Raw genomic sequence first — 23,332 nt, forward strand, 5'->3', positions numbered from 1 at the left:
TGGTCACGCGTTCCTCCGGGTCACGTCGTCGGACCAGGTCACGGGCAGGCGGCGCACGCCCAGGTGCCGCCCGCCGCCCTCGAGGGGATCGGTGCGCTCGACCTCGCCCGCGACGCGGAAGCCCGGGACGCGGGCGAGCAGGCCCTCCACGGCGGCCCTGATCTCGAGCTTGGCGAGCGCCATGCCGGGGCAGGTGTGGATACCGGCGCCGAAGGCCAGGTGCCGGTTCGGCCTGCGGTCGATGACGATGTCGTCCGGGCGGTCGAAGACCTCCGGGTCGCGGTTGGCCGAGGCGAACAGCAGCAGCACCCGCTCCCCCGCGCGCAGCTCCTGCCCGGCGAGGCAGGTGTCGGCCGTCAGCTGCCGCGGGAACCAGTGCAGCGGCGTCTCGTAGCGCAGGACCTCGTCGATCGTGCTCGTCACCAGCGCGGGCTCGGCGCGCAGCCGTTCCTGCACCTCGGGGTGCTCGGCGAGGTAGAGCAGGGTGTTCGACAGACCGAGCGCGGTGGAGTCGTGACCCGCGTAGGTCAGGATGAACATCATGTTGGCCAAGGTGGCGTCGTCGGCGCCGAGGCCGTCGGCCTCGTTCGCGCGCACGAGGCCGGTGACGAAGTCGTCGCGGGGGTGCGCGCGCCGGTCGGCGAACATCGCCATCCAGTACTCGCGCACGCGGTCGATCACCTCGCGGCCCCGCGGGCCGGACGCGTGCGCGAGGAACTCCAGCGAGTAGGCGCGGATCTCCTCGGTCTGCTCCGGCCCCAGGCCGTACAGCCGGGTGATCACGTCCAGTGGCAGCGGGATCGCGAGCTCCTCGACGAGCTCGGCGGACCCGCGCTCGACGAAGCCGTCCACGAGCCGGTCGACGGTGGCCCGGACGTGCGGCTCCATCGCCTTCGCCGCGGCCCCGCTGGTGAGCGGGGCGATCAGCGCACGGAAGGCGGCGTGCTCGGGCGGGTCGTAGTCGATCGGCGGGAACCGGTGGTCGGACACCGCCGGGACGTAGACCCCGCCGCGCGAGGAGTAGGTGGTGTGGTCGCTCGCCGCGGCTTTGACGTCGGTGTACCGGGACACCGCCCAGTACCCGCCGTGCTGCTCGCCCCGGCTGACCGGGCACCCGGAACCGCAGCTGCGCGTACAGCTCGTACGCGCGGTCCGGGGACAGGTCAGGGGAATGGGGGTCGAACACGGGACCGCGCTGTCCGTTCTCGCCCACGCTGGCTCACCTCCGCTGAGACTCTCCAGACCGTACGATCCGGACGGTCCGATTGGTACGTCCGATGCGCTATGGGAGGCATAGCTCGCGGCAGCGGGGCGCCTCAGCCGCGGCCGGCGTCACCCGCCGCGAGCAGCCGCTCCAGGAACGCGGCCACCGGCGGGGACTCCAGCGCCGTGCGCCGCCAGACGACGCCCAGCTCCCGCCGGGCGTCCGGGTCGGTCACGGGCACGACGTGCTCGGCTCCCGTCGCGGCGAGCCGGGGCAGCAGCGCGACCCCGAGCCCGCTGCGCACCATGCCGTGCACGATCGACAGCTGCCCGGTCTCGATCACGACCCGGGGCGCGAACCCGGCCTGGTCGCAGAGCCCGTCGGCGAGGTCGCGCAGGCCGTAGCCGCCGCGCATGCAGACGAAGTTTTCGTCGGCCAGCTCCCGCAGCGCGACGCCTGCGCGCCCCTGCAGCGGGTGGCCGGGCGGCACCAGCACCACGATCGGCTCGCGCACGAGCGTGCGGCACCCGAGGCCGGCGAGGGTCGCGGGCAGCCGCGTGACGGCCATGTCCAGCTCACCGTCCTGGACGAGCCGCTCGAAGTCGCGCGAGACGTCGTGCTCCACCATCCGCACGGCCACGCCCGGATGCTCCTCGCGGAACGCCGTCAGCACGCCGGGCAGCAGGTACGCGCCGACGCTCGGCAGCACGCCGACGGTCACCCGGCCCTCGCGCAGCCCGCTGACCGCCGCCACCCGGTCGCGGGCGTGTGCGATCTCGGCGAGCGCGGCCTCGGCGTGCTCGAGGAACGCCTCCCCCGCCGCCGTCAGCACCACCCGCCGGGCCAGCCGTTCGAACAGCTTGGCCCCGACGTCCTGCTCGAGCTTGCGGATCTGGATCGACAGCGTGGGCTGGGCCAGGAACAGCGAGGTGGCGGCCCGCGTCATGCTGCCCTCGCGCGCCACGGCCACGAAGTAGCGCAGCTGGTGCAGCTCCACGGCCGCGGGCTACCGGGTCCGGCGCAGCCGGCGCAACGCCGCGCGCAGCCGCGCCCCGAGCGTCGCGGCGAGCAGCGACAGCGCACCGGGCGGCCGCGCCGGGGTCGCCGGGGCCCGGCCCGTGCGCGCGTTCTCCTCGACGGCCACGGCGAACTGCTCGAACAGCCGCCTGCTCACGTCGCCGGCCAGCGCCCGCCCGAACTGCGCGATCCGCCCGGACAGGAACAGCGCCGCCTCGGCCTGCAGGACCGTGCCGCCGTCGGGAGCGGGCTCGGCGTGCAGCCGGATGTCGGCCTGCGTGGTGCTGCCCCCGGTGTCGGCGCCCTGGGCGTGCACCCGCAGGCGGTGCGCGTCCGGCGCGTGCTCGACCACCTGCGCCAGCCCGTCGAAGGCCAGCTTCACGGGCCCGAGCGCGACCGTCGCCCGGCCGCGGTAGCGGTTCTCGGCCAGCACCTCGACGAGCTCCGCGCCGGGCAGGCAGGCGGCCAGGCGGTGGAAGTCGTCGAGCACCTCCCACGCCTTCTCGACCGGCACGGCCAGCTCGCTGCGCACCTCGACGGAGACCGACGGCGCTCCCGTCGGCAGCCGCACCTCGGCGGGCACCTGCACCCGAGGCTCGTCGGCCGGCTCCTCCGCCCCCGACTGCGGGCGCCCGCCCCCGCGGCCGACCAGCGTGCGCGCACCGCAGGCGCGCGGGCCGGGCAGGCCGTCCGGGTGCTCCGCGGCGACGTCGGCCACGGCCGCGAGGATGCCCCGGTAGCCCGTGCACCGGCACAGCACGCCCGACATCTCCACCGGCAGGTCCTCGGGCGGGATCGCGGTGCCCTGCGGGCCGTCGGCGAGCAGGTCGTAGCTGCTCATCAGCATCCCGGGCGTGCAGAAGCCGCACTGCAGTCCGTGGTGGGCGGAGAACGCCTGCTGCAGCGGGTGCTGCTCCTCCGGGCTGCCCAGCCCCTCCACCGTGACGACGTCCGCGCCGTCGCACTGCACCGCGAACAGCAGGCAGGCCCGGGCCGCCGCGCCGTCCACGAGCACCGTGCACATGCCGCACACGCCGTGCTCGCAGCCGAGGTGCGTGCCCGTCAGGCCGAGCTGCTCGCGCAGCACGTCGGCCAGGTGCACGCGCGGCGGCGCGTGCACCGTCACCTCGGTGCCGTTCACCGTCATCGTGATCGCGACGGACTCCCCCGCCGCGACCTTCTCGGGACGTGCCTGCGGCCGCGTCATGCCGGTACCTCCTGGCGGGAACGTGCGCGGCGCACCGCACGGGCCAGCTCGCGCGCGGCGAGCACCCCGAACAGGCGCCTGCGGTAGCCGGTGGAGCCGTGAGCGTCCCCGGCGGTGTCGACGACCTCGGTGGCGAGCTCGGCGGTGGCGGCGCGCAGCTCCGGCTCGTGCTCGCCCGCGGCCCGGACCAGCGCCGTGACGTCGCGGGACACCGGCCGGTCGGAGACGCCGAACCCGGTGAGCCGCGCGTCGGTGACGCCGTCGCCGTCGACGCGCACGCGGGCGGCGACGCCCGCGAGGGCGAAGTCCCCGTGCCGCCGCGCGATCTCGGCGAACCCGAACCCCTCCCCCGGCCGCGCGGTCGGGAACCGGGCGGCGACGACGACCTCGTCCGGACCCGCGCCCGTCGTCATGGCGCCGGCGAAGAACTCGGCGGCGGGCACCGACCGGCGCCCGCGCGGGCCGGCGACCTCGATCGTCGCCTCCAGGCACGCGGCGACGGCGGGCAGCTCGGCCGCGGGGTCGGCGTGAGCCAGGCTGCCCACGACGGTGCCGCGGCTGCGCAGCTCCCGGTGCCCGACGAACGGCAGCGCCATCCCGATCAGCGGCACCGCGCGGGCCTGCTCGGCCCGCTCGACCGTGCGCTGCCGCACGGCGGCACCGACCCGCAGCTGCCCGGACACCGCCTCGAGCCCGTGCAGGTCGGACACGGAGTTGATGTCGACGAGCGTCGCGGGCCGGCCCAGCCGCATCGCCAGCACGGGCACGAGCGACTGCCCGCCCGCGAGCACCTTCGCGTCACCACCCGCCAGCTCGGCGAGCACGTCGTCGAGCGTGGCGGGGCGGACGTAGGCGAACGGCGGGGCCTTCATGTCACCGCCCCTGGAAGGCCGGCTTGCGCTTCTCGCCGAACGCCTTCACACCCTCGGCGAAGTCGTTCGTGGCGCGCAGCATCGAGTAGGCCTTCCGCTCCAGCTCGACGCCGGTGTACAGCGGCCCGTCGAGGCCCTTGTCGAGGACCTCCTTCGCGGTGCGCTGCGCCGACGGGGAGAAGTCGGCCATCTTCAGCGCCAGCTCGTCGACCGCGGCGTACAGGGCGTCCCGGTCGTCGTGCAGGCCGGCCACCACGCCCCAGTCGAGCGCCTGCTGCGCCTGGATCCGCGTGGCGGTCATGATGTGGAACTTCGCCCGCGACAGGCCGATCAGCCGCCCGAGCCGCTGCGTGCCGCCGGAGCCGGGGATCATCCCGAGGTTCATCTCCGGCAGCGCGAACTGGCTGCGCGGGGTGGCCAGTCGGATGTCGCAGGACAGCACCATCTCCAGGCCCACGCCGAAGCAGTAGCCGTCGACGGCCGCGATCACCGGCTTCGGGCTGCGTGCCGCCGCCGTGACGTTGTGGCCGAGGTCGGTGAAGTCGATCGGGTCGACCTCCATGAAGCCCGCGATGTCCCCGCCCGAGGAGAAGTGCTCGCCGTCGGACCGGACGACCACCACGCGCACGTCGCCGTCGCGGTCGATCTCGGCGAACCGCTCCGCCACGAGCTGGCGCATCTCCCACGTGATCACGGTGTACGTGCCGTGGGAGAGGGTCAGGTACGCGATCCGCCCGTCCGGGCTGCGGTCGAGCAGGACGTCACCGCCGGTCAGTGCCATGTGAGGACAGCTCCTTGTCTGTGTCGGTCCCGGCCAGCAGCTGGTGCAGCACGTCGCCGTGCAGCGGGAGCCGGGTGATGGGGACGCCTGCGGGCCGCAGCGCGTCGGCGACGGCGTTCGCGAACGCCACCGGGAAGCTCATCGACGAGCCCTCCCCGCACCCCTTCGCCCCGAGCGGGGTGAGCGGCGACGGGGACACCACGTGGTCGGTGCGCAGCTGGTAGCCCGTCTCGGCGGTGGTGGGGCACAGGTAGTCGAGGAACGTGCCGGACGTCGGCTGGCCCGAGTCGGCGTAGGTGAACTCCTCGTACATGGCCCCGCCGAGGCCGTGGGTGAGCGCGCCGAGCACCTGGCCGTCGAGCAGCTGCTGGTTGAGCACGGTGCCGGCGTCGTGCACGGACGAGACCCGGTCGACGGTGATCTCGAGGGTGTCCGGGTCGATCCGCACCGCGACGATCTCGGCCACGAACCCGTAGCAGAGCGAGGAGTTGATGCGGTCGTCCTTGGTCGCGGCCTTGGCCTCGGCCGGGGTGAACGCCGCCTCCTCGTACAGCCGGGCGGGTGTGCCCGGGGGCAGGGCGCCGGGGTCCCAGTGCACCAGCCCGGCCGCGTGCCGGAACTGCACGGCGCGGTCCGGCTCGGACCGGTGCCGGACCAGGCCGTCGGCCAGCTCCAGCTCCTCGGACGGCAGGTCCAGCAGCACCCCGGCGGCCGCGCGGACGGTGCCCGCGATCCGGTCGGCGGCCTCGACGACCGCGCTCGTCACCAGCGGGGCGAACCGCGACGAGTAGCTGCCGGAGGTGACCGTCCACGGCGTGGTGGCGGTGTCCATGTCGACGACGACGCGCACCTGCTCGACCGGCAGGCCGAGCCGCCGTGCCGCGACCGTCCGGGCCACGGTGGCGTGCCCCTGCCCCTGCGGCACGCTGCCCAGCATCACCGTGACCAGGCCCTGCATGTCGACGGCGATCCGCACGTGCTCGGTGGAGCCGGACTTGTCGCGCCCGGGCTTGCGCTGCTCGCTCGGCGTGGCCAGCCCGACGTAGCCGATGTTGGTGCCGGACGGGTCGACCACGAGCCCGACGCCGACGCCGTAGAAGCCGCCCGCCGCGCGCACCTCGTCCTGGCGGGCGCGCAGCTCGGAGAGGTCGGCGTTCTTCGCCGCCAGCTCGACGGCGGCGGCGTAGTCGCCCGAGTCGTACACGCCGCCCGTCGGCGTCTCGTGCGGGAACGAGCCGACGAGGTTGCGCCGGCGCACGTCGAGCACGTCCTGGCCGACGGCGTCGGCGACGGCGTCCATCAGGCGCTCGAGCCCGAAGTAGAGCTGCTGCCCGCCGAACCCGCGGTTGAGCCCCACCGGCATCTGGTTCGTGACGACGGCCCGTGCCCGGATCTGCACGGCGTCGATTCCGTACGGCCCGGTGATGTTGCCGAAGCAGCGGTACAGCGTGGACGGCTCCGGCGGGCGCAGGTACGCGCCGACGTTGTCGACGAGGTCGGCCTTGAGCCCGGTGACGGTGCCGTCGGCGGCGACCGCCGCGGCGAACCGCATCACCCGGTCCGCGCCCGCGGAGCTCGCGAGCAGGTGCTCGCTGCGGTCCTCGGTCCAGCGCACCGGCGTGCCCGCGTGCTTGGACGCGAGCGCCATGAGCACCACGTACGGGTAGATCCCCGCCTTGATGCCGAAGCTCCCGCCGATGTCGGCCGGCACGTGCAGCCGGATCCGTGACGTCGGCAGGCCCAGCGCCCCCGCCATGACCGGCACCATCGTGAACGGACCGTGGAAGTTGGCCCACGCCTCGATGGAGGGCCCGTCGGACCCGTCGCGCCAGTCGGCGATCACGGAGTAGCACTCCATCGGCACCGACGAGTACCGCGGGAAGTCGTACTCGCCCTCGACGACGTGCGCGGCCTGCGCGAACGCCTCGTCCACCGGGCCGAAGGAGAACGTGCGGTCGGTGGCGACGTTCGACCCTGCGTCGTCGTGCAGCAGCGGCGCGTCGGCCTCCAGCGCGGCCCGCGGGTGCACGATGACGGGCAGCGGCTCGTAGTCGACCGCCACCAGCTCGGCGGCGTCCTCGGCCGTGTACCGGTCGGTGGCCACTACGACCGCGATCGGCTCGCCGACGAACCGCACCTTGTCGGTGCCCGTCGGGTAGTAGGGCATCACGGCCCCGGTGGACAGCGGGAACGGACGCAGCGCGGCGCGCACGTCGTCCGGCCCGATCACCGCGGCGACGCCGGGGTGCGCCCGGGCCCGGGACAGGTCCACCGACCGCAGCCCGGCGTGCGGCTGCGTGGAGCGCACGACGGCGGCGACGAGGGTGCCGGGGAGCGGGTCGATGTCGTCGAGGAACCGGCCCCGGCCGGTGACCAGCGGCGCGTCCTCGACGCGGGCGGGCATCCAGCGCTCGTGCTCAGTCATGCGTCGGCTCCTTGGCGCTGTCGGCCAGCGGGGCGAAGTCCCCGGCGACGAGCGTGCGGCGCAGCGTCTTGCCCACCCCGGAGCGCGGGACGGACTCCACCGCGACCACGCGCTTGGGCCGCTTGAGCGACGGCAGCACCTCGCGGGCGTACGCCACCGCCTGCTCGACGGCGAAGACCGGATCGGTACCCTTCGCCGGCACCACGAAGGCGGTGACGGCGTGGCCCCAGCGCTCGTCGGGCAGCCCGACGACGCACACGTCGTCCACGGCGGTGCAGCGCACGAGCGCGGCCTCGATCTCGTCGGGGTAGATGTTCTCCCCGCCAGAATTGATCATGTCGTCGACGCGGCCGGACACCCACAGGTCGCCGTCCTCGTCGGCGACGGCCAGGTCGCCGGTGTAGTACCAGCCCTCGCGGATCGACTTGGCGTCCGCGTCGGGGCGCTGCCAGTAGCCCGCGAACGCCTCCAGGCTCTCCATCGACACGATGACCTGGCCCTGCTCCCCCGGCGCGACGACCGCGTCTGGCGGCGCGCCGACCTCGGGCGCCACGAGCCGCACGCGGGAGAAGATCCCCGCCCGGCCGGCCGACCCGGGCTTGGCGGCCACGTCCGGGCCGATGGTGAACGTGTAGATCTCGGTGCTGCCGAAGTGGTTGACGAACGCGCGCGGCCCGACCTCGGCCACCAGCTGCTCGGCCAGCGACGGCGTCATCGCGGCCCCCGCGTAGGCGAGCCGGTCCAGCTGCCGCGCCTCCGCGAGCCGGCCGGTGCGCAGCAGCGACCAGTAGGTGGTGGGCACCAGGTACAGCGACGTCACGCCCTCCGACGCGATGAGCGCGACCGACTCCTCGGCGTCGAACGCGGGCTGCCCCACCCACGTGCCCCCGACGACGATGCTCGCGAGCAGCGTGCGCAGCCCCATTGTGTGGAACATCGGCATCACGCCCAGCACGACCTCGCCGTCGCGCAGCTGCGTCTGCACCGCGTGCGCGACGGCCGCGGAGTGCTCGGCGCGGTGGGTGCGCGGCACGCCCTTGGGCCGGCCGGTCGTGCCCGAGGTGTAGAGCATCACGCTGGTGTCCGACTCGGCGGCGCGGGTGCCGAGGGAGTGGTCGGGCTCGGCGCCGGCCCGGGCGTCGAGCTCGGACGCCTCCCGCAGCACGACGGCGCCACCGGCGGCCGCCGCGGCGGCCCGCTCGCCGTTGGCCGTGTCGGCCACCATCAGGCGCGCATCGGCGTCCTCGACGCAGTAGCGCAACTCGTCCGGCGAGAACCGCGTGGACAGCGGCACCGAGACCGCGCCCAGCTTCTGCGCCGCCAGGTGGAGGCTGGCCAGCGGCTCTCCGCCGGCCAGGGCGAGCGCGACCCGGTCGCCCGGCCGCACCCCCTCGGCGGCGAGCGCCCGTGCCAGCTGGTCCGTGCGCGCGTCCCACTCCCGGTAGCTCAGGTGCCGGCCGCTCCCGCGCACCGCAGGGCGCACCGGGAAGCGCTCGGCGGTCCACCGCAAGACCGTTCCGAGATCCATCCGTCCTCCTCGACGCTCTGTTTCAGACCGTACTATCCGGACCGACGGGAGGCAAGGCTGGACCGTACGACTCGGACGGTCCGGACCGCTACCATCGCGGGTCCCAGGACGAGAAGGAGGGCCAGTGGACGACGTCCGCCTGTCCGCGACGTCGTACGTCGTACTCGGGATGATCGCGCTGCGCGGCCCGTCCACGCCGTACGAGCTCAAACGCGCCGTGGGCCACTCGGTGGGCTACTTCTGGCACTTCCCGCACGCCCAGCTGTACTCCGAGCCGGACCGCCTGGCCGCGCTCGGGCTGCTCGAACTCGTCGTCGAGGAGACCGGGCGGCGTCGCAAGACCTACTCGCTCACCGACGCCGGCCGCACCGCGCTGCAGGACTGGCTCGCCTCCCCCACCCACGAGCACTTCCAGATGCGTGACATCGCCGAGCTGAAGCTGTTCTTCAACGAGGCCGGCGACCCGGCGAACGTGCCCGCGCTCGCCCACGACCAGATCAAGCAGCACGAGGAGCGGATCGCGGTCTACGAGGGGATGGTCGAGCGGTTCGGCGCCGACCCGCACGCCCAGCCGCGGATGATCACCCTGGAACTCGGGCTGGAGATGGAGCACGCGGCGCTGCGGTTCTGGTCGGCGCTCGCTGAGGGCGACCTCGAGCAGCTCCGGTCGGCGCGGCGCGCACGACGACCCTGAAGGCTCTCCGCCGCCTCGGAACAAGACTTTCCCGGGCCCGTCATCCCCGCCCGAGCCAGAGGCGACTTATCGCCGACAGCGTTCTCTCGGGCACATCAGTGTGCGCGTAGTGGACGGCGGCTGCTCGTCCGCTGCCGCGGATCACGGGAGCGCGGCCTCGCGCTCACGACCCGGAGGACGTCCGGCTCGTCGACATCGAAGGCCGGGAGGGCGCGTACGGACTGGCGGAAGCCGGGATCTCCTCGATCGCGCTCTGCCTTCGCGTCGGATGACCGGTCACCACAGTCGATCGAGCGGCGTGCTCGCCAGGCTTAGTTTCCCAACGTTAGCGCGCTACCCATTCCGGCAGCAAGCCCTGGTGGGAACCCCACCCGATGGGCGACGCCGATGAGCGCGCGCGAGGACGGGTACCGTCCGTCCGCCGCGCACCGTTCTTCCTCTGCGTGGAACCGGGGTCGGTGGTGGCATCCCGCGGAAGGGTCAGCCATCGGCGTCCGACGACTTCCCCCACCCGGTTGTCACGCTGGTGTTCCTCCTCGGCATGGCCGTCCCGGCGGTCGCCGGCGACGCTGTGACCAACCTGGGACAGCCGTCGTGACGGAGGCGCCCCCCGATTCTCCCGGCACCCGGGTGCGCATCGGGGTACTCGCGGACCCCGGCGTGCCGACCCAGCTCGCGGAGTGGCTGGTCGACGAACTGCCCGCGTCACTGCGCTCGGCGGTGAGCGACGAGTTCGACTGGGTGATGACGAGCAGGTGCGAGCCGATTCTGCTCGACGAGGACGGCCGAATCCCGATCACCGAACTGGCGGCCCGGCACCGGCGCGCCCGCGAGTGGGACCTCGTGCTCCTGCTGACCGACCTGCCACGTCGGTCGGGCGCTCGGCCCGTCGCGGCGGAGTTCGACCTGGACGCCCGGGCCGGGGTCGTGTCGGTGCCCGCCCTCGGCGCCGTCGGGCAGCGCCGTCGGGCCAGGGGGCTCGCCCTCCGGCTCGTCCGGAAGCTGACCGAACCCGGTCGGGAACCGACCGAATGCGCGATTCCCCCGGCCACCGGCACGCCTCGGCCCTCACGCGACGCATCCGCGGCGGGCCCGGCCGCCCGCGGTATCGACGGCGAACTCGCGATGGCGGCGCTGCCCGGGCGGTTGCGCCTGCTCAACGGGATGGTGCGCGCGAACCGGCCGTGGCGGTTGGTGCCGCAGCTGTCCAGCGCCACGGCCGCTGCAGTCGCGACTGCCGCCTATGCGATCGTGACCGCGTCCTTCTGGGAGATGTCGGCGTCGTTGTCGGCGAGCCGCCTGATGTTGATCAATCTGCTCGCAGTGGGCGCGATGACGGTCTGGATCATCGCGTACAACCGCCTGTGGGAGCGACCCCCTGACCCGACCGACCGGGCCAAGTCCGCGCTCTACAACGCCTCCACGCTCCTGACCATCCTGATCGGGGTGGCGTGCATGAACGTGCTGCTGTTCACGGTGATGCTCGTGGCCGCGGCAGCGCTCATCGATCCTGGCTACCTGGCGGACACCCTGCGTCGGCCGGTCGGCCCCGGCGGCTACCTCAAGCTCGTGTGGCTCGGCAGCTCGATCGGCATCGTCGCCGGCGCTTTGGGGTCCAGCCTGGAGAGTGAGGATGCTGTGCGGGAAGCCACCTACGGCGCGCGCGAGCGCGAGCGGCGGCGCGCGAAGCGGGATGAGGCCGAGCGCTGAGGCCGTAAGATCACCTAGCGCGACGAGAGGGAAGAACAGGCGTGGGCGAGCGGTTTCCCGGACGCTGCGTGATCCGCACCGTCGATCTCGACGAGGCGCACGCGGAAGTCGGCGCGGTGTTCCTGCCGCACCGGGTCGAGGTGCTCGAGCGTGCAGCCGAGCTGGACATGCAACTCAACGCGCTGCGGCTGGGCGCCGTCACAGCCGGGTACCTGCGGTACGGGCCCAAGATCCGGACGCTGACGGTCGAAGCGAGCAACTACCACGTGAACCTGCCGCTGACCGGCACCACACGGTCCCGTTCCGGTCTCCGCGAGCCCGTGGAGTCGACCCCCCGGCGACCGGCGGTCTTCATGCCGCGGGCGCCCGCCGACATCATGTGGAGCGCCGGTAGTACCCAGCTGTGCCTCATGCTCGAGCGGGGGGTGGTGGACCGGGAACTGGAGAAGCTGCTGGGGCACCCGTTGCCGCGACCGCTCGAGTTCGCCGTGGCGATGGACCTCACCACCGGTGCGGCGAGCACGTGGCTCACGGCGCTCGACGTCCTCCAACGGGAGGCGGACCGGCCCGACGGGATGCTGCGCTTCCCGGCCGCCGCCGGGCACCTGGAGGGCCTCGTGATCCACGGGCTGCTGCTCGGCCACCGGCACAACTACTCCGAGGAACTGCGCCGCGGCGCAGCCGCTCCCGACCGCGGGTGGTTCGCCAGGCGCTGGAGCTGATCGAAGACCGGCCCGCCCACCCTTGGACGATCGCCGAGCTCGCCGCTGCCGTCGCCGTCAGCGCCCGCACCCTGCAGGACCGCTTCGCACACGCCCTCGGGCTGCCGCCGATGACCTACCTGCGCAACGTCCGGCTGGACCGCATCCACGCCGAGCTCCTCGACGGCGACCCGGCGGAGATCACCGTCGGGGTCGCGGCGGCACGCTGGGGGTTCCTGCACCCCGGCCGGTTCGCGGCCGCCTACCAGCAACGTTTCGGCCGGCCTCCCTCGGCGACGCTGCGCGCGAGCCCCTTCGGAAACTAGCGGCCGAGCGCGCCCTGCACCGCGGCGATACTGTGGTGGATGACGAGCCGGTCACCGAACGGTCCGCCGGCGAGCAGGCCGTCCACCACACCACCCTTGGTCACAATGTGCAGACCGATGCAGTCCGTCCGGACGTGCTCGGCCATGCGGGCGAGCTTCGCCACGGCGCCGACCCGCAACTCCGTCACCTCGGTCAGATCGACGACGACCGCCCAGGAGGAAGCCTCGAGGCAGCGGTCGACGGCCCGACGCAGCTCGCCGCCCGTAACCCGGTCCAGCCGACCGCGGGCTCGTACAACGGGCACACCAGGTCGCAGGCGTCCGCACTCGACGGTGAACACCTGCTCGAGGGCCGGCGGTCGGACGGCGTCCCAGTACATCGACGGCTCCTGTGCTGCAGGTATTGATCTTCCCCACAGTCGAACGTCGACGGCGCGTTCCGGCAAGCACGGAAGACGCACCGTCCTGGCCAATCCGCGCAGCTGGTGGACGACCGGCATAAGTCAGCGCGTGTCCTTGAGCGGGGCCCTGCTGTATCGCGTCGGCTTGGAGGACGCGGTGCGCGGGCTGCCCGACGAAACCAACGGCCGCGCGCCGGAGGCCCCTACCCGGACGAGCGCGCTCAGCGGTCTGGAGGCCGTGTTGCAGGAGACGACTTCCTAGAAGGGCCAAGTCAACATGGCACGGCGCGTTGTGGATATAGCTTCACTCAGCGAACTCGTCAGTCGGGCCCATCGCTGGGGCGGCGCATGTTGGGCATGCCAGCCAACTCAGCAACGGCTCCACCCAACTCCCGTCGCCTATGCGCTACCCGCACCGACTTCCTGCCGATATGTCGCCGAGGTCCATGACCGTCCCGAGCCGACCAACGGTCGCTCCGGTGTGGGCCTTAGGTCGAGAGCGTTTCCACAAACGGCATCGGCCGTCGCGATGTCGGGATGAGCTGCGGAGAACGCTGAGGGACGTGACCCAGGCGTGTCCAAATCTTGTGGGCTCGGGCGGCGTCCCGTCGACTCCGCATCGATCCGACCGCAGGCCGGGCAGAGACGCGAGGTGACATCCCGCGTTCACCCCACGCCCCTACGGTCGCCGTCGTGCCCACTCCCCACTCAACCGGCTACAACCCGGACTTCCTCGGCGTCCGCGCACCGATGCCCACCGCACCCGGTGTGACGACCGCGCCGCTCGCCTACACCCACTTCTCCACACTGCACCGCCCGGACCGCCGACTCGCCGCCGCCACCGCCGTCGCGATCGACGGCGCGACCCTGCGTGACGTCGAACGTTCCGACGACTGGCGACTCGACGACCGGCTCCCCCACGAGCAGCAGGCCGGCGAGGAGATCTACGTCGACAACGACCTCGACCGCGGCCACCTGGTCCGGCGCCAGGACCCGGTGTGGGGCGAGCAGGCCGAGGCCGAGCGGGCCGAGTCAGAGACGTTCTTCTACACCAATGCCGCACCCCAGGCGTCGTCGTTCAACCAAGACCGCGAGCTCTGGCTCGGCCTCGAGGACTACCTACTCGACAACGCCGCAGACCACGACCGCAAGCTCGTCGTGTTCACCGGCCCGGTCCTCGCCGACGACGACCCGCAGTACCGCGGCCTTCAGGTCCCACTGCAGTTCTGGAAGATCGGCGGCTTCAGCACCGAGGGCGCACTCGGCACCACCGGCTACCTACTCGATCAAACCCCCCAGCTCGGTGACCTGCAGCAGGAGGGCGAGCCACCGCCGCTCGGCGAGTTCCGAACCTTCCAGGTCCCCCTCGCCCGGATCGCCGAACTCACCGGTCTCGACCTCGGTCCACTGGCGACGGCCGACCGGATGCCCGTCCCCGAGCCCGCGGCGGCGGCGCTCTTCGACCAAGCCATCCGCCTAACGGACTACACTGACATCCGCGGTCTGTAACCCGATTGGGCTCTCTCTACGACCCGGATGCAGGCAACCCGCATAAGCGCAGCCGACCGCCGCTGCGGGGCTTCCACTGCGAGCGTCGCGGTCCGACACGTCCGCGTCAACCTTCAATGGCGTGCGCTGTTTCCGTGCCTGCCCGACCAGCCCGGCTAGCACAAGCGGTTCAAGGGCGCCCGCATGTTGCTGTCAACGATGCTTCAGCACACCCCCTTCAAGTCGTGGTGTCCGGGGGCAGGTCGCTAGGTCCGGGGCGTCTCGGGCTGCGCAGCTCGGTGGCGACGGATCGACCACGCTTCAGCCACACCAGGATCCGGCCGCCGCCTCAACGGCACGCGAGTCCAGTTCAGGCACGTCCCCTGACCACGCCCCGAAGGATGCCGCCGCCAGCCAAGATCACCGCGAGAAGGTCGAGCCCGCCCGACACAGCCGGACGCCCATAGCGGAGCGACGACCACGAGCTCCTTTTGAGACGACCGAAGCGACTACGGACTCTGGACCGCTGTCAGCGAGGCCGCCAGTTGTCCACAGCCAGTTGGAGCTTCCTTCCGTCATTTTCGTCGACGGTGACGATGCTGCCACACCGTGAGAGCAGTGGGCGACCATAGGACAGCTACCAGCAGACCACGCGACGAGCACTCGGGCCAGCAGGGTGATGGGCGGCTTCGCCTGGTCCGTCCGCCGTCCTTGCTGGAGAGGTCGATGAAGGCACATGCGCGCCAGCGTCCCGAGACAGTCGGCGCTGGCGAGAAGAAGGAACTCTACCGAGTCTCCGACGCGATGGAGATCCTCTCACTCGGTCGGAGCGTCATCTATGAGCTCCTGCGAAGCGGTCGGCTCCGATCGGTGCGCGAAGGACGGACCCGATTGATCCCGGCCTCGGCGATTCGCGATTACGTCACGCTGCTCGAGCGAGAAGCAGATGCCGACGGACTCGGCGCAGCATCGTGACCTCCCGCCGAAGCCGCGGAGAGGGCGGACTGCACTGGGACGAGCGACGGCAGCGCTGGATTGCTACTGCGACCCTCGGGTTCAACGTGCACGGCAAGCGGATCACCCGCAAGGCGAGCGGCCAGACGAAGACCGAGGCGAAGAACAAGCTCCGCGCTATGCTTCGCGACCACGAGGACGGGCTCACCGTCAAGACCAACACCTACACCGTGGCCGACGCCGTGCGCGATTGGCTCGCGTTCGGGCTGGCCGGCCGTTCTCCTAACACGATTGCGAATTACCGGACGATCGCCGAGTCACAGATCATCCCGCCGCTCGGAGCGCGCCGCCTCCGGGACTTGTCGGCAGAGGACGTCGACCAGTGGCTGTTGACCGGGTCACGCAAGGTCAGCACCCGCACCCTCCGCCTCATGCATTCACTCCTCAACCGCGCGGTTCGACGTGCTATGGCACGCGACAAGGTCAAGCGCAATGTGGTCGCGTTGTGCGACGTGCCGACCGGTAAGCACGGCCGGCCGTCGAAGTCGCTGACCTTCGAACAAGCCGAAGCGGTGCTGGTTGCGGCGGACGAGTTCCCCCTGCACGCCTACGTCGTGCTCTCCCTCCTGACCGGCGCCCGCACCGAGGAACTGCGAGCACTGCATTGGCGTGACGTCGACCTCGACGGACAGCCGGACGCCGACCCTCCCGTCCTGCCATCGATCGCCGTCTACCGGTCGGTCCGGGCGAGCGGCGACACCAAGACCGTGAAGTCCCGGCGTCGCCTTGCGATGCCGCAGCGCTGCGTCGAGGCACTCCGCGAGCACCAGCGTCGCTCGCCACACCACCCGGCCGCCCACGCCCTGGTGTTCGCCACGAGCAACGGAACTCCGCTGGACGCGCACAACGTGCGGCGGTCATTCCGCCGGGTTGTCGCCGCCGCCGGGCTCGACCCGACGGACTGGACGCCGCGGGAGCTCCGGCACAGCTTCGTTTCGCTGCTGTCGGCGTCCGGCATCCGGATCGAGGACATCTCCCGTTTGGTCGGGCACAGCGGCACTGCGGTTACCGAGCGGGTCTACCGCCATCAGCTGAAGGCCATCCTGGACGAGGGCACCACAGCGATGGACGTTCTCTTCCCACTCGACAGCGAGTTGCCCTCCCCTAACGAAGGCTGACTTCGGCAAGCAGTGGCGAGGTGAGGCGAGTGTAGATCTCTCATCGAGGGCGCCACTCGGCGAGGGTCTAGTTCTTGCCCAGATTGGGGCCAGGACCCACGGCGGCGAGCATCTGCAGTCCCTCCCCCGATCCTGGGTACGGGTGGCGCCGTCCGCGGCCTCCTCCCGGTGCCCGACGCAGACTCCAGCCCCCCAAGGTCATTTCAGGCGTGTGCGCTGCCACCCCCCTAACCTTGTCTGAGAGCGCCGCTCTGGGCCTTGCTGCCGTGTTCATCGCTTCACTGCTTGCGGAACCCGCACCGGCGTTCGCGGGCTTGGCGGGCACTGATCTCGCGTGCCCCGCCGGCACTCGGCCGCGGCGATCCCCCGCACCGGCCTGGCCCGCAGCCCGATCGGTCGATGGGCCAGATCGGCTGGGATCACGGTGGTGCCCGGGCGCAACCGCGTGCTGCGCAGCAGCTTCACCTCTACAGCCTTCAGCAACGCCTCGTTGGAGCTCATCCCACCGCCGCTGTCAGCGGGTGGTCAGCTTCGTCGATCTGACCGTGCGGCACCCGCCCATCCGCCGGTCCGGCGGAACGGCCCCAGGTGATCGAATCGCCGACCCACGGGCGAAGGAGCTAGACACTCAGTTAGTCACTCACCACCAGGCCATGATCCTCAGGGGCTGGCGGGAGGATCTGCAAGGCGTCGGTACCACGACGGCTCGGTGGCGAGTTCCCGCAGCTAGATACACGAAACGGGCGGCTCCTCACGATGAGGAACCGCCCGTCTCGACCGTCGGGACGACAGGATTTGAACCTGCGACCCCTTGACCCCCAGTCAAGTGCGCTACCAAGCTGCGCCACGTCCCGGCCACCCCCCGAGGGGGCGCGATCAGCTTACCGCATCGCCGATCCGCCCCGACCGGCCGGTCGTGGCATCCCCCGACGTGCCCGGTAGCCGCACCTGACCGCCCGCGCGCCGGTGGCCCGGCGGTGCGGAGGCCCCAGTCTTTCGGGACGACGGCGCGGGCACCACCGTCGTCGGTCTCCCCTCCGGGGCGACTTTCGGGGGTACCGGCCGGTAGCTCAGATGCCGGAGGGGGCGGCGAGGAGTTCGGCGACGGCGCGGTCGATGAAGGCGGTGTCGACGGGGTTCGCGCCGCCGCCTGCGAAGTGACCCCACACGCCGGGGATCACGCGCAGCTCGGCGTTCGCCATGTGCGAGACGGCCCACCGCTCGTCCTCGGGCGGGAAGTAGAGGTCCTTCTCGGCGGGCATGACGATCGCCCGGGCGCGGATCGAGGCGAGCGCCTCCTCGGTGGAGGAGAAGCCGGGGGTGGCGCCGACGTCGCCGTTCCACCAGGTGTCGAGCATCGTCAGCAGGTTGTTCGGGTCGCGGTCGTCGAGGAAGAAGCCCTCCCAGAAGTCGACGACGAAGTCCTCGAGCGAGGTGTGGCCGAGCTCGCGCCACACCTCGTCCCAGTAGAAGGCCTGCGAGAAGCCCCAGCCGGCGTAGATGCGGGCGAACGCCCGCAGGCCGAGCACCGGCGGGTCGTCGGGCGGGTACCAGCCGCCGGCGAACGCGGAGTCGGCGCGCAGGGCGTGGCGCAGGGAGTCGAGGAAGACGCGGTTGTGCGGCGCGGTGCGGGGCGAGCCGCAGAACGGGAGGATCCGCTGCACCATCTCGGGGTGGCTGACCGCCCACTGGTAGGTCTGGCCCGCCCCCATCGACCAGCCCAGGACGAGTGGGAGCGTCTCGATCCCGAACACCTCGGTGATCAGCCGGTGCTGGGCGGCGACGTTGTCGCGCACGGCGATCGAGGGGAAGCGTGCCCGGTCCCACGGGGGCGGGGTGTTGGACGGCGAGGACGACAGCCCGTTGCCGAGCATGTTGGGCACGATGACGAACCAGCGGTCCGGGTCGAGTGCCATGCCGGGCCCGATCAGCCACTCGTTGTCCCAGTGGCGGCCCGAGTACCAGGTCGGGTAGACGATCGCGTTGTCCTTGGCCGCGTTGAGCGTGCCGTAGGTCTGGTACGCGATCCGCGCGGGCCGCAGGGTCGCACCGCAGGCCAGCGTGAAGTCCGGGATCTCGTGGACGTCGTAGGGTGCCTCGGGCCCGGTCATGACGACCGCCCGGGGGCGAACACGGCAACGATCACGGCGAACCTCCGGGGTGCAGGTATTACCGGATGAAACTATTCTGGCCCGAAGGGCTGGTCAAGCGGGTGCGGCCGAGCGGGGTGCAGGGGCCGCGACGAGCGGGAACGTGGCGCTCACGGTGAACCCGCCGTCGGGGCGCGGTGCGGCGGACAGCGTGCCGTCCACCGACGCGACCCGTTCCGTCAGGCCGGTCAGGCCCGCACCACCGCCGGCCGCGGCGCGGTCCGGGACGCGGGGCGAACGGTCGTTGGTCACCTCCACCCGCAGCTGCGCGGGCTGCCGGTGCAGCAGCACGCGGACCCGGGCACCGGGGGCGTGCCTGGCCGCGTTGGTGAGCGACTCCTGCACGACGCGGTACGCGGCGCGGCCGGTACCGGGGGCGACGTCGACGGGATCGCCGCGGTGCTCCAGCTCCACGGCCACGCCCGCGGAACGGGACCCCGCGACCAGCGCGGTGATCTCCGCGAGGCCTGCTGCGTGCTCGGTGCCGTCGAGCAGGCCCAGCGCGGCGCGCATCTCGGCGAGCGCGCGCTTGGCCAGCCCGCGCAGCTGCTCCGCGCCGCGGCGGGTCTCGTCCTCCCCGGTGGAGGCGGCGATCGCGGCGGCACCGACGGCGATCAGGGTGGCGTGGTGGCCCACCGCGTCGTGGATCTCCCGGCCGATCCGGGACCGCTCCTGCGCCCGGGCGGCGTCGCGGGACGCCGCGAGCGCGTCCTCGCGGGCGCGCTCCAGCTGGCGCAGGCTCTCGGTGAGCCGGGTGCGGGTGCTCACCAGCAGGCCCATCACGGCGGGTGCGCCCGCGTAGAGCCCGACGAAGCCGAACGTCAGGACGATCTTGTTCCAGGCCAGGTCCTGGGTCATCAGCACCGGTGTGACGGCCGCGACGACCGCCGCCGCCAGCCAGGGCAGGAGCGACGGGACGTGCCGGCAGCGCCGGCCCATCGCGTAGAGCGCGACGAGCGCGGGTGGCCAGCCCAGCCCGCCCGCGAGCCCCCAGAGCCCGCCGAGAAGCCCCAGCGGTGGCCAGAGGTGCCGCAGCGGGAGCAGGGCGCACGCGACGAGCGCGGCCGGCACCGACCAGGCGAACGGCGCCTCGCCGAGCAGCACCGCACCGGCCGGGACGAGCACGGCCGCCACCTCGAGCAGCGCGCGCCTGCCGGTCACCCGCATCGCGGTCACGGCAACCCCCAGCCCTGCGCCAGCAGCGCGGCCTGCACCCGGTTCTCGGCCCCGAGCTTCACCAGCAGCGCGGAGACGTACTTCTTGACGGTGGCCTCGGCGAGCCCCAGCCGCTCGCCGATCGTGGCGTTGGACTCCCCTGCCGCGAGGCCGCGCAGCACCTGCAGCTCCCGCGCCGTCAGCCCGCCCAGGCGCGACGGGCGCGAGTGCGGCGAGCCCGCCGCGAGCCGCGGCAGCAAGCGGGCGGTGATCCGCGGGTCGAGCACGGCACCGCCCGCGGCGAGGTCGCGCACGGCGCGGACCAGCGCGTCCGGCTCGGCGTCCTTGAGCAGGAACCCCTGCACGCCGATCCGCAGCGACTCGGCCACGTAGTCGTCGAGGTCGAACGTGGTGAGCACGGCCGCGGGCGGCGCGTCCGGCCGTGCGCAGAGCACGCGCAGCGCCTCCAGGCCGCCGGTGCCCGGCATCTGGACGTCGACGAGCACGACGTCGGGCCGGTGCGCGTCGACGGCAGCGAGCATCGCCGCGCCGTCCTCGGCCTGGCCCACGACCTCGACGGATCCGCCGGCCTCCAGCACGGTGCGCAGACCGGCCAGCATCAGCGGCTCGTCGTCGGCGAGCACGACGCGAACCGGGGAGCCCTGCGGCGTCGCGGTCACCCGTCGAGCGTAACGGGCGCCCGCAATCAGCCCTTCCGGCTGCGCTTCTCGCGCACGCGCACCGAGATCCGCACCGGCGATCCGGTGAACCCGAACTCCTCGCGCAGCCGCCGCTCCAGGAACCGCCGGTAGCCCGCCTCCAGGAACCCGGAGGTGAACAGCACGAACGTCGGCGGGCGGGTCTGGGCCTGGGTGGCGAAGAGCACCTTCGGCTGCTTGCCGCCGCGCACCGGCGGCGGCGTCGCGGCGATGACGTCGGACAGCCAGCCGTTCAGCCGCCCGGTGGGGATCCGCTGGTCCCAGGACGCGAGTGCGGTGCGCAGCGCGGGCGCGATCTTCGCGACGGACCGGCCGGTGAGGGCGGAGACGTTGACCCGCTCCGCCCACGGCACGCGCACGAGGTCGCGCTCCAGCTCGCGCTTCATCGCGATGCGGCGGTCCTCGTCGACGAGGTCCCACTTGTTGAACACGAGCACGAGGGCGCGACCGGCCTCGTCGACCATCGAGATGACGCGCTGGTCCTGCTCGGCGATGGGGTCGCTCGCGTCGATCAGCACGACGGCGACCTCGGCCGCCTCGATCGCGGCGCGCGTGCGGAGGCTGGCGTAGTACTCCATCCCGCTCGCGGTCTGCACGCGCTTGCGCAGGCCCGCGGTGTCGACGAACCGCCAGACCTCGCCGTCGAGCTCGACGAGCGAGTCGACCGGGTCGACGGTGGTGCCCGCGACGTCGTGGACGACCGAGCGCAGCTCCCCCGACACCTTGTTGAGCAGGCTCGACTTGCCGACGTTCGGCTTGCCGACGAGCGCGACCCGGCGCGGCCCGCCACCGGCGGCGCCGACGTCGTCGCGCGGGGTCTCCGGCAGGGCCTCGAGCACGGCGTCGAGGAGGTCGCCGGAGCCGCGTCCGTGCAGGCCGCTCACCGGGTGCGGCTCGCCGAGCCCGAGGCGCCAGAGCGCCGCCGTGTCGGAGGTGAGCCGGTCGTCGTCGACCTTCGTGGCCGCGAGCAGCACCGGGCGGTCGGAGCGCCGCAGCACCCGGGCCACCGCCTCGTCGGTGGCGGTGGCGCCGACGCTCGCGTCGACGACGAGCAGCACGGCGTCGGCGGTGCGGATCGCCATCTCCGCCTGGGCGGCGACGACGGCCTGCAGGCCGCGCGCGTCGGGCTCCCAGCCGCCGGTGTCGACGAGCGTGAAGCGCCGCCCGTTCCACAGCGCGTCGTAGGCGACCCGGTCGCGCGTGACGCCCGGGATGTCCTGCACCACCGCCTCACGCCGCCCGATCAGCCGGTTGACCAGCGTCGACTTCCCGACGTTCGGCCGCCCGACGACCGCCAGCACCGGCGTCGGCACCAGTTCCTCGGGGTCCTGCCCCTCCCCCAGCACGCCGTCGGGCGCGGAGAACTCGTCGGGGTCCAGCCCCAGGTCCGCCATCGCGGCGCGGTCGTCGGTTCCGTTCACGGTCTGCCTACTCACGTCATGTTCCGTCGCTCGTCCAGTTCCCGGACCATCCCGGCCAGCTCGGCCCGGAGGGTCTCGGTGGCGGCGGTGAGCCCGGCCCGTCCACCACCGGTGGCCACGGTCAGCGGCTCACCGACCACGATGTCCACCCGCGGGCGCCAGCGCCGGCGCGCACCGTCGGGCCGCCGGGTGCCCCGGCACACGACCGGGAGCACCCGTGCCCCGCTCGTGCGGGCCAGCCACGCGGCGCCGTGCTGCGCTGCCGCGACCTCGCCGCTGCCGCGCGTGCCCTCGGGGAACACCCCGACGAGCCCGTCGCCGCGCAGCACCGCGACGGCCGCCGTGAGCGGCCGCCGGTCGGCCTCGCCGCGGCGCACCGGCAACTGCCCGATCCACCGCAGACCGACGCCGGCCAGGCCGGTGAACATCTCCTGCTTCACCCAGAACACCGCACGGCGCCCCAGTAGTCCGAAAATCAGCGGCCCGTCGACGAAGGCGCTGTGGTTGGCGACCACGACCACGGGACCGCGCGCCGGGATCCGCTCCCGGTGGTGCACCTGCACGCGGTAGAACGGGCGGAACATCCACGACCCGAGCCACCGGGCGCGGTCGTGGAGCCATGGCCACGCGCCGGGCGGCAGATCCGCCGCAGCGTGCGGGGTCACGTCACCAGCCCCCGGTCGCGCACCAGGCGCAGCAGCTCCGCCAGCACGTCGTCGACGCTCAGCTCGTCGGTGTCGAGCACGAGCGCGTCCGCGGCGGCGTGCGAGGGCGAGGTCTTGCGGGTGGAGTCGAGCCGGTCGCGCCTGCGGACGGCGGCCAGCACCGCGGCCGTGTCGCCGCCCCGGCCCGCCTTGCGGTCCTGCGACGCGCGCCGCGCGGCCCGGATCTCCTCGGATGCCGTGAGGTAGACCTTCAGCGGCGCGTCGGGCACGACGACGCTGCCGATGTCGCGGCCCTCCACGACGATCCCGCCGTGGCTCGCGACGGCCTTGGCGATCAGGTCCCGCTGGCGCTGCACCAGCGCCGTGCGCACCTCCGGCACGGCCGAGACCGCGCTGACGGCGGCCGTGACCTCGGGCCCGCGGATCTCCGCCTCGACGTCCTCGCCCGCGAGGAGGATCGCCGGGGCCGAGGGGTCGGTCACCGACTCCAGGTCATCCGCGGCGGCCACGGCGACGGAGCCCGCGTCCGGCGCGGCGCCGTCGAGCCCGGTGCGCAGGACGGCGAGGGTGAGCGCCCGGTACATCGCGCCCGTGTCGAGGTAGGCGGCGCCGCACGCCGCGGCCAGCCGCCGCGAGACGGTGGACTTCCCCGTGCCCGAGGGCCCGTCCATCGCCACGACCCCGTGCAGCCGCCCGGTCACCCGCAAGCCCCCTCGTCCTCGGGCCGCGCCGGCCC

The 23,332-nt window shown here is 72.9% G+C and carries 21 protein-coding genes and 1 tRNA gene; 7 read left to right on the plus strand and 15 right to left on the minus strand.

Going from position 1 to position 23,332, the window contains the following annotated elements; translation table 11 throughout:
• Positions 1-3 precede the first annotated feature (3 nt).
• The 7 genes from FB558_RS00770 to FB558_RS00800 all read right to left on the minus strand — a co-directional run bounded on the left by FB558_RS00770 (position 4) and on the right by FB558_RS00800 (position 9,034).
• On the minus strand, positions 4-1,071 hold the full coding sequence (locus FB558_RS00770) for a cytochrome P450 (protein WP_246106186.1): 1,068 nt from the start codon (positions 1,069-1,071) through the stop codon (positions 4-6).
• A 245-nt stretch (positions 1,072-1,316) separates the two neighbouring features.
• Positions 1,317-2,201, minus strand: coding sequence for a LysR family transcriptional regulator (locus FB558_RS00775; RefSeq protein WP_142047147.1), 885 nt, complete (start codon positions 2,199-2,201; stop codon positions 1,317-1,319).
• A gap of 9 nt (positions 2,202-2,210) precedes the next feature.
• Positions 2,211-3,428 carry a xanthine dehydrogenase family Fe-S subunit gene (locus FB558_RS00780; protein ID WP_142047149.1) on the minus strand — a complete coding sequence of 406 codons (1,218 nt, stop codon included), beginning with the start codon at positions 3,426-3,428 and terminating at the stop codon, positions 2,211-2,213.
• Positions 3,425-4,300, minus strand: coding sequence for an FAD binding domain-containing protein (locus FB558_RS00785; RefSeq protein WP_142047151.1), 876 nt, complete (start codon positions 4,298-4,300; stop codon positions 3,425-3,427). The genes FB558_RS00780 and FB558_RS00785 overlap by 4 nt, the downstream gene beginning before the upstream one ends.
• Before the next feature lies 1 nt (position 4,301).
• Positions 4,302-5,081 (minus strand): enoyl-CoA hydratase/isomerase family protein, encoded by a 780-nt coding sequence (locus tag FB558_RS00790; protein ID WP_142047153.1) that lies wholly within the window; start codon positions 5,079-5,081, stop codon positions 4,302-4,304.
• A complete protein-coding gene (locus FB558_RS00795) occupies positions 5,062-7,506 on the minus strand; it encodes a xanthine dehydrogenase family protein molybdopterin-binding subunit (protein ID WP_142047155.1) in 2,445 nt (814 codons plus the stop codon). The genes FB558_RS00790 and FB558_RS00795 overlap by 20 nt, the downstream gene beginning before the upstream one ends.
• Positions 7,499-9,034 carry a class I adenylate-forming enzyme family protein gene (locus FB558_RS00800; protein ID WP_142047157.1) on the minus strand — a complete coding sequence of 512 codons (1,536 nt, stop codon included), beginning with the start codon at positions 9,032-9,034 and terminating at the stop codon, positions 7,499-7,501. Before FB558_RS00800 ends, FB558_RS00795 begins: the two co-directional genes overlap by 8 nt.
• 124 nt (positions 9,035-9,158) lie before the next feature.
• Between FB558_RS00800 and FB558_RS00805 the strand changes: the two genes are divergently transcribed.
• The 4 genes from FB558_RS00805 (at position 9,159) to FB558_RS00820 (ending at position 12,465) form a co-directional block, all read left to right on the plus strand.
• Positions 9,159-9,728, plus strand: a complete 570-nt coding sequence (locus FB558_RS00805) for a PadR family transcriptional regulator (RefSeq protein ID WP_246106187.1) — start codon at positions 9,159-9,161, stop codon at positions 9,726-9,728.
• Positions 9,729-10,115: 387 nt separating this feature from the next.
• Positions 10,116-11,438, plus strand: coding sequence for a hypothetical protein (locus tag FB558_RS00810; protein ID WP_246106188.1), 1,323 nt, complete (start codon positions 10,116-10,118; stop codon positions 11,436-11,438).
• Positions 11,439-11,506: 68 nt separating this feature from the next.
• Positions 11,507-12,160, plus strand: coding sequence for a cupin domain-containing protein (locus FB558_RS00815; RefSeq protein ID WP_170231141.1), 654 nt, complete (start codon positions 11,507-11,509; stop codon positions 12,158-12,160).
• On the plus strand, positions 12,136-12,465 hold the full coding sequence (locus tag FB558_RS00820; RefSeq protein ID WP_142047161.1) for a helix-turn-helix transcriptional regulator: 330 nt from the start codon (positions 12,136-12,138) through the stop codon (positions 12,463-12,465). Before FB558_RS00815 ends, FB558_RS00820 begins: the two co-directional genes overlap by 25 nt.
• Here FB558_RS00820 and FB558_RS00825 read toward each other — a convergent pair.
• Positions 12,462-12,806, minus strand: coding sequence for an STAS domain-containing protein (locus tag FB558_RS00825; RefSeq protein ID WP_170231142.1), 345 nt, complete (start codon positions 12,804-12,806; stop codon positions 12,462-12,464). The genes FB558_RS00820 and FB558_RS00825 overlap by 4 nt on opposite strands.
• A gap of 753 nt (positions 12,807-13,559) precedes the next feature.
• Here FB558_RS00825 and FB558_RS00830 point away from each other — a divergent pair.
• The 3 genes from FB558_RS00830 to FB558_RS00840 all read left to right on the plus strand — a co-directional run bounded on the left by FB558_RS00830 (position 13,560) and on the right by FB558_RS00840 (position 16,486).
• Positions 13,560-14,375 carry a DNA/RNA non-specific endonuclease gene (locus FB558_RS00830; RefSeq protein WP_211365944.1) on the plus strand — a complete coding sequence of 272 codons (816 nt, stop codon included), beginning with the start codon at positions 13,560-13,562 and terminating at the stop codon, positions 14,373-14,375.
• Between the two features lie 705 nt (positions 14,376-15,080).
• Positions 15,081-15,329 carry a helix-turn-helix domain-containing protein gene (locus tag FB558_RS00835; protein WP_142047165.1) on the plus strand — a complete coding sequence of 83 codons (249 nt, stop codon included), beginning with the start codon at positions 15,081-15,083 and terminating at the stop codon, positions 15,327-15,329.
• An 86-nt stretch (positions 15,330-15,415) separates the two neighbouring features.
• On the plus strand, positions 15,416-16,486 hold the full coding sequence (locus FB558_RS00840; RefSeq protein WP_246106189.1) for a site-specific integrase: 1,071 nt from the start codon (positions 15,416-15,418) through the stop codon (positions 16,484-16,486).
• A 780-nt stretch (positions 16,487-17,266) separates the two neighbouring features.
• Here the strand turns inward: FB558_RS00840 and FB558_RS00845 are convergent.
• From FB558_RS00845 to cmk, 7 genes are all read right to left on the minus strand, one after another.
• A tRNA-Pro gene (locus tag FB558_RS00845) sits at positions 17,267-17,340 on the minus strand.
• 216 nt (positions 17,341-17,556) lie between these two features.
• Complete coding sequence (locus FB558_RS00850; RefSeq protein WP_142047169.1) at positions 17,557-18,597, minus strand: alpha/beta fold hydrolase; 1,041 nt, start codon at positions 18,595-18,597, stop codon at positions 17,557-17,559.
• A 93-nt stretch (positions 18,598-18,690) separates the two neighbouring features.
• Positions 18,691-19,803, minus strand: a complete 1,113-nt coding sequence (locus FB558_RS00855; protein WP_142053489.1) for a sensor histidine kinase — start codon at positions 19,801-19,803, stop codon at positions 18,691-18,693.
• A 5-nt stretch (positions 19,804-19,808) separates the two neighbouring features.
• On the minus strand, positions 19,809-20,471 hold the full coding sequence (locus FB558_RS00860) for a response regulator (protein ID WP_281288543.1): 663 nt from the start codon (positions 20,469-20,471) through the stop codon (positions 19,809-19,811).
• 26 nt (positions 20,472-20,497) lie between these two features.
• Entirely contained in the window at positions 20,498-21,904 is a 1,407-nt protein-coding gene (der, locus tag FB558_RS00865; RefSeq protein WP_170231316.1) for a ribosome biogenesis GTPase Der, read from the minus strand.
• Between the two features lie 38 nt (positions 21,905-21,942).
• Positions 21,943-22,596: a lysophospholipid acyltransferase family protein gene (locus FB558_RS00870; RefSeq protein WP_246106190.1), complete on the minus strand. Its 654-nt coding sequence runs from the start codon at positions 22,594-22,596 to the stop codon at positions 21,943-21,945.
• Complete coding sequence (gene cmk, locus FB558_RS00875; RefSeq protein ID WP_142053496.1) at positions 22,593-23,267, minus strand: (d)CMP kinase; 675 nt, start codon at positions 23,265-23,267, stop codon at positions 22,593-22,595. Before cmk ends, FB558_RS00870 begins: the two co-directional genes overlap by 4 nt.
• Positions 23,268-23,332: the final 65 nt, after the last annotated feature.

This window comes from Pseudonocardia kunmingensis, assembly GCF_006716445.1.
GTDB classification, from domain to species: domain Bacteria; phylum Actinomycetota; class Actinomycetes; order Mycobacteriales; family Pseudonocardiaceae; genus Pseudonocardia; species Pseudonocardia kunmingensis.

Excerpts from the sequence above, each read along its gene's own strand:
- FB558_RS00780 (WP_142047149.1), bottom strand. The coding sequence starts at position 3,428 with ATGACGCGGCCGCAGGCACGTCCCGAGAAGGTCGCGGCGGGGGAGTCC.
- FB558_RS00785 (WP_142047151.1), bottom strand. The coding sequence starts at position 4,300 with ATGAAGGCCCCGCCGTTCGCCTACGTCCGCCCCGCCACGCTCGACGAC.
- FB558_RS00790 (WP_142047153.1), bottom strand. The coding sequence starts at position 5,081 with ATGGCACTGACCGGCGGTGACGTCCTGCTCGACCGCAGCCCGGACGGG.
- FB558_RS00795 (WP_142047155.1), bottom strand. The coding sequence starts at position 7,506 with ATGACTGAGCACGAGCGCTGGATGCCCGCCCGCGTCGAGGACGCGCCG.
- FB558_RS00800 (WP_142047157.1), bottom strand. The coding sequence starts at position 9,034 with ATGGATCTCGGAACGGTCTTGCGGTGGACCGCCGAGCGCTTCCCGGTG.
- FB558_RS00810 (WP_246106188.1), top strand. The coding sequence starts at position 10,116 with ATGAGCGCGCGCGAGGACGGGTACCGTCCGTCCGCCGCGCACCGTTCT.
- FB558_RS00835 (WP_142047165.1), top strand. The coding sequence starts at position 15,081 with ATGAAGGCACATGCGCGCCAGCGTCCCGAGACAGTCGGCGCTGGCGAG.
- FB558_RS00850 (WP_142047169.1), bottom strand. The coding sequence starts at position 18,597 with ATGACCGGGCCCGAGGCACCCTACGACGTCCACGAGATCCCGGACTTC.
- FB558_RS00855 (WP_142053489.1), bottom strand. The coding sequence starts at position 19,803 with ATGCGGGTGACCGGCAGGCGCGCGCTGCTCGAGGTGGCGGCCGTGCTC.
- der (WP_170231316.1), bottom strand. The coding sequence starts at position 21,904 with ATGGCGGACCTGGGGCTGGACCCCGACGAGTTCTCCGCGCCCGACGGC.
- cmk (WP_142053496.1), bottom strand. The coding sequence starts at position 23,267 with ATGGACGGGCCCTCGGGCACGGGGAAGTCCACCGTCTCGCGGCGGCTG.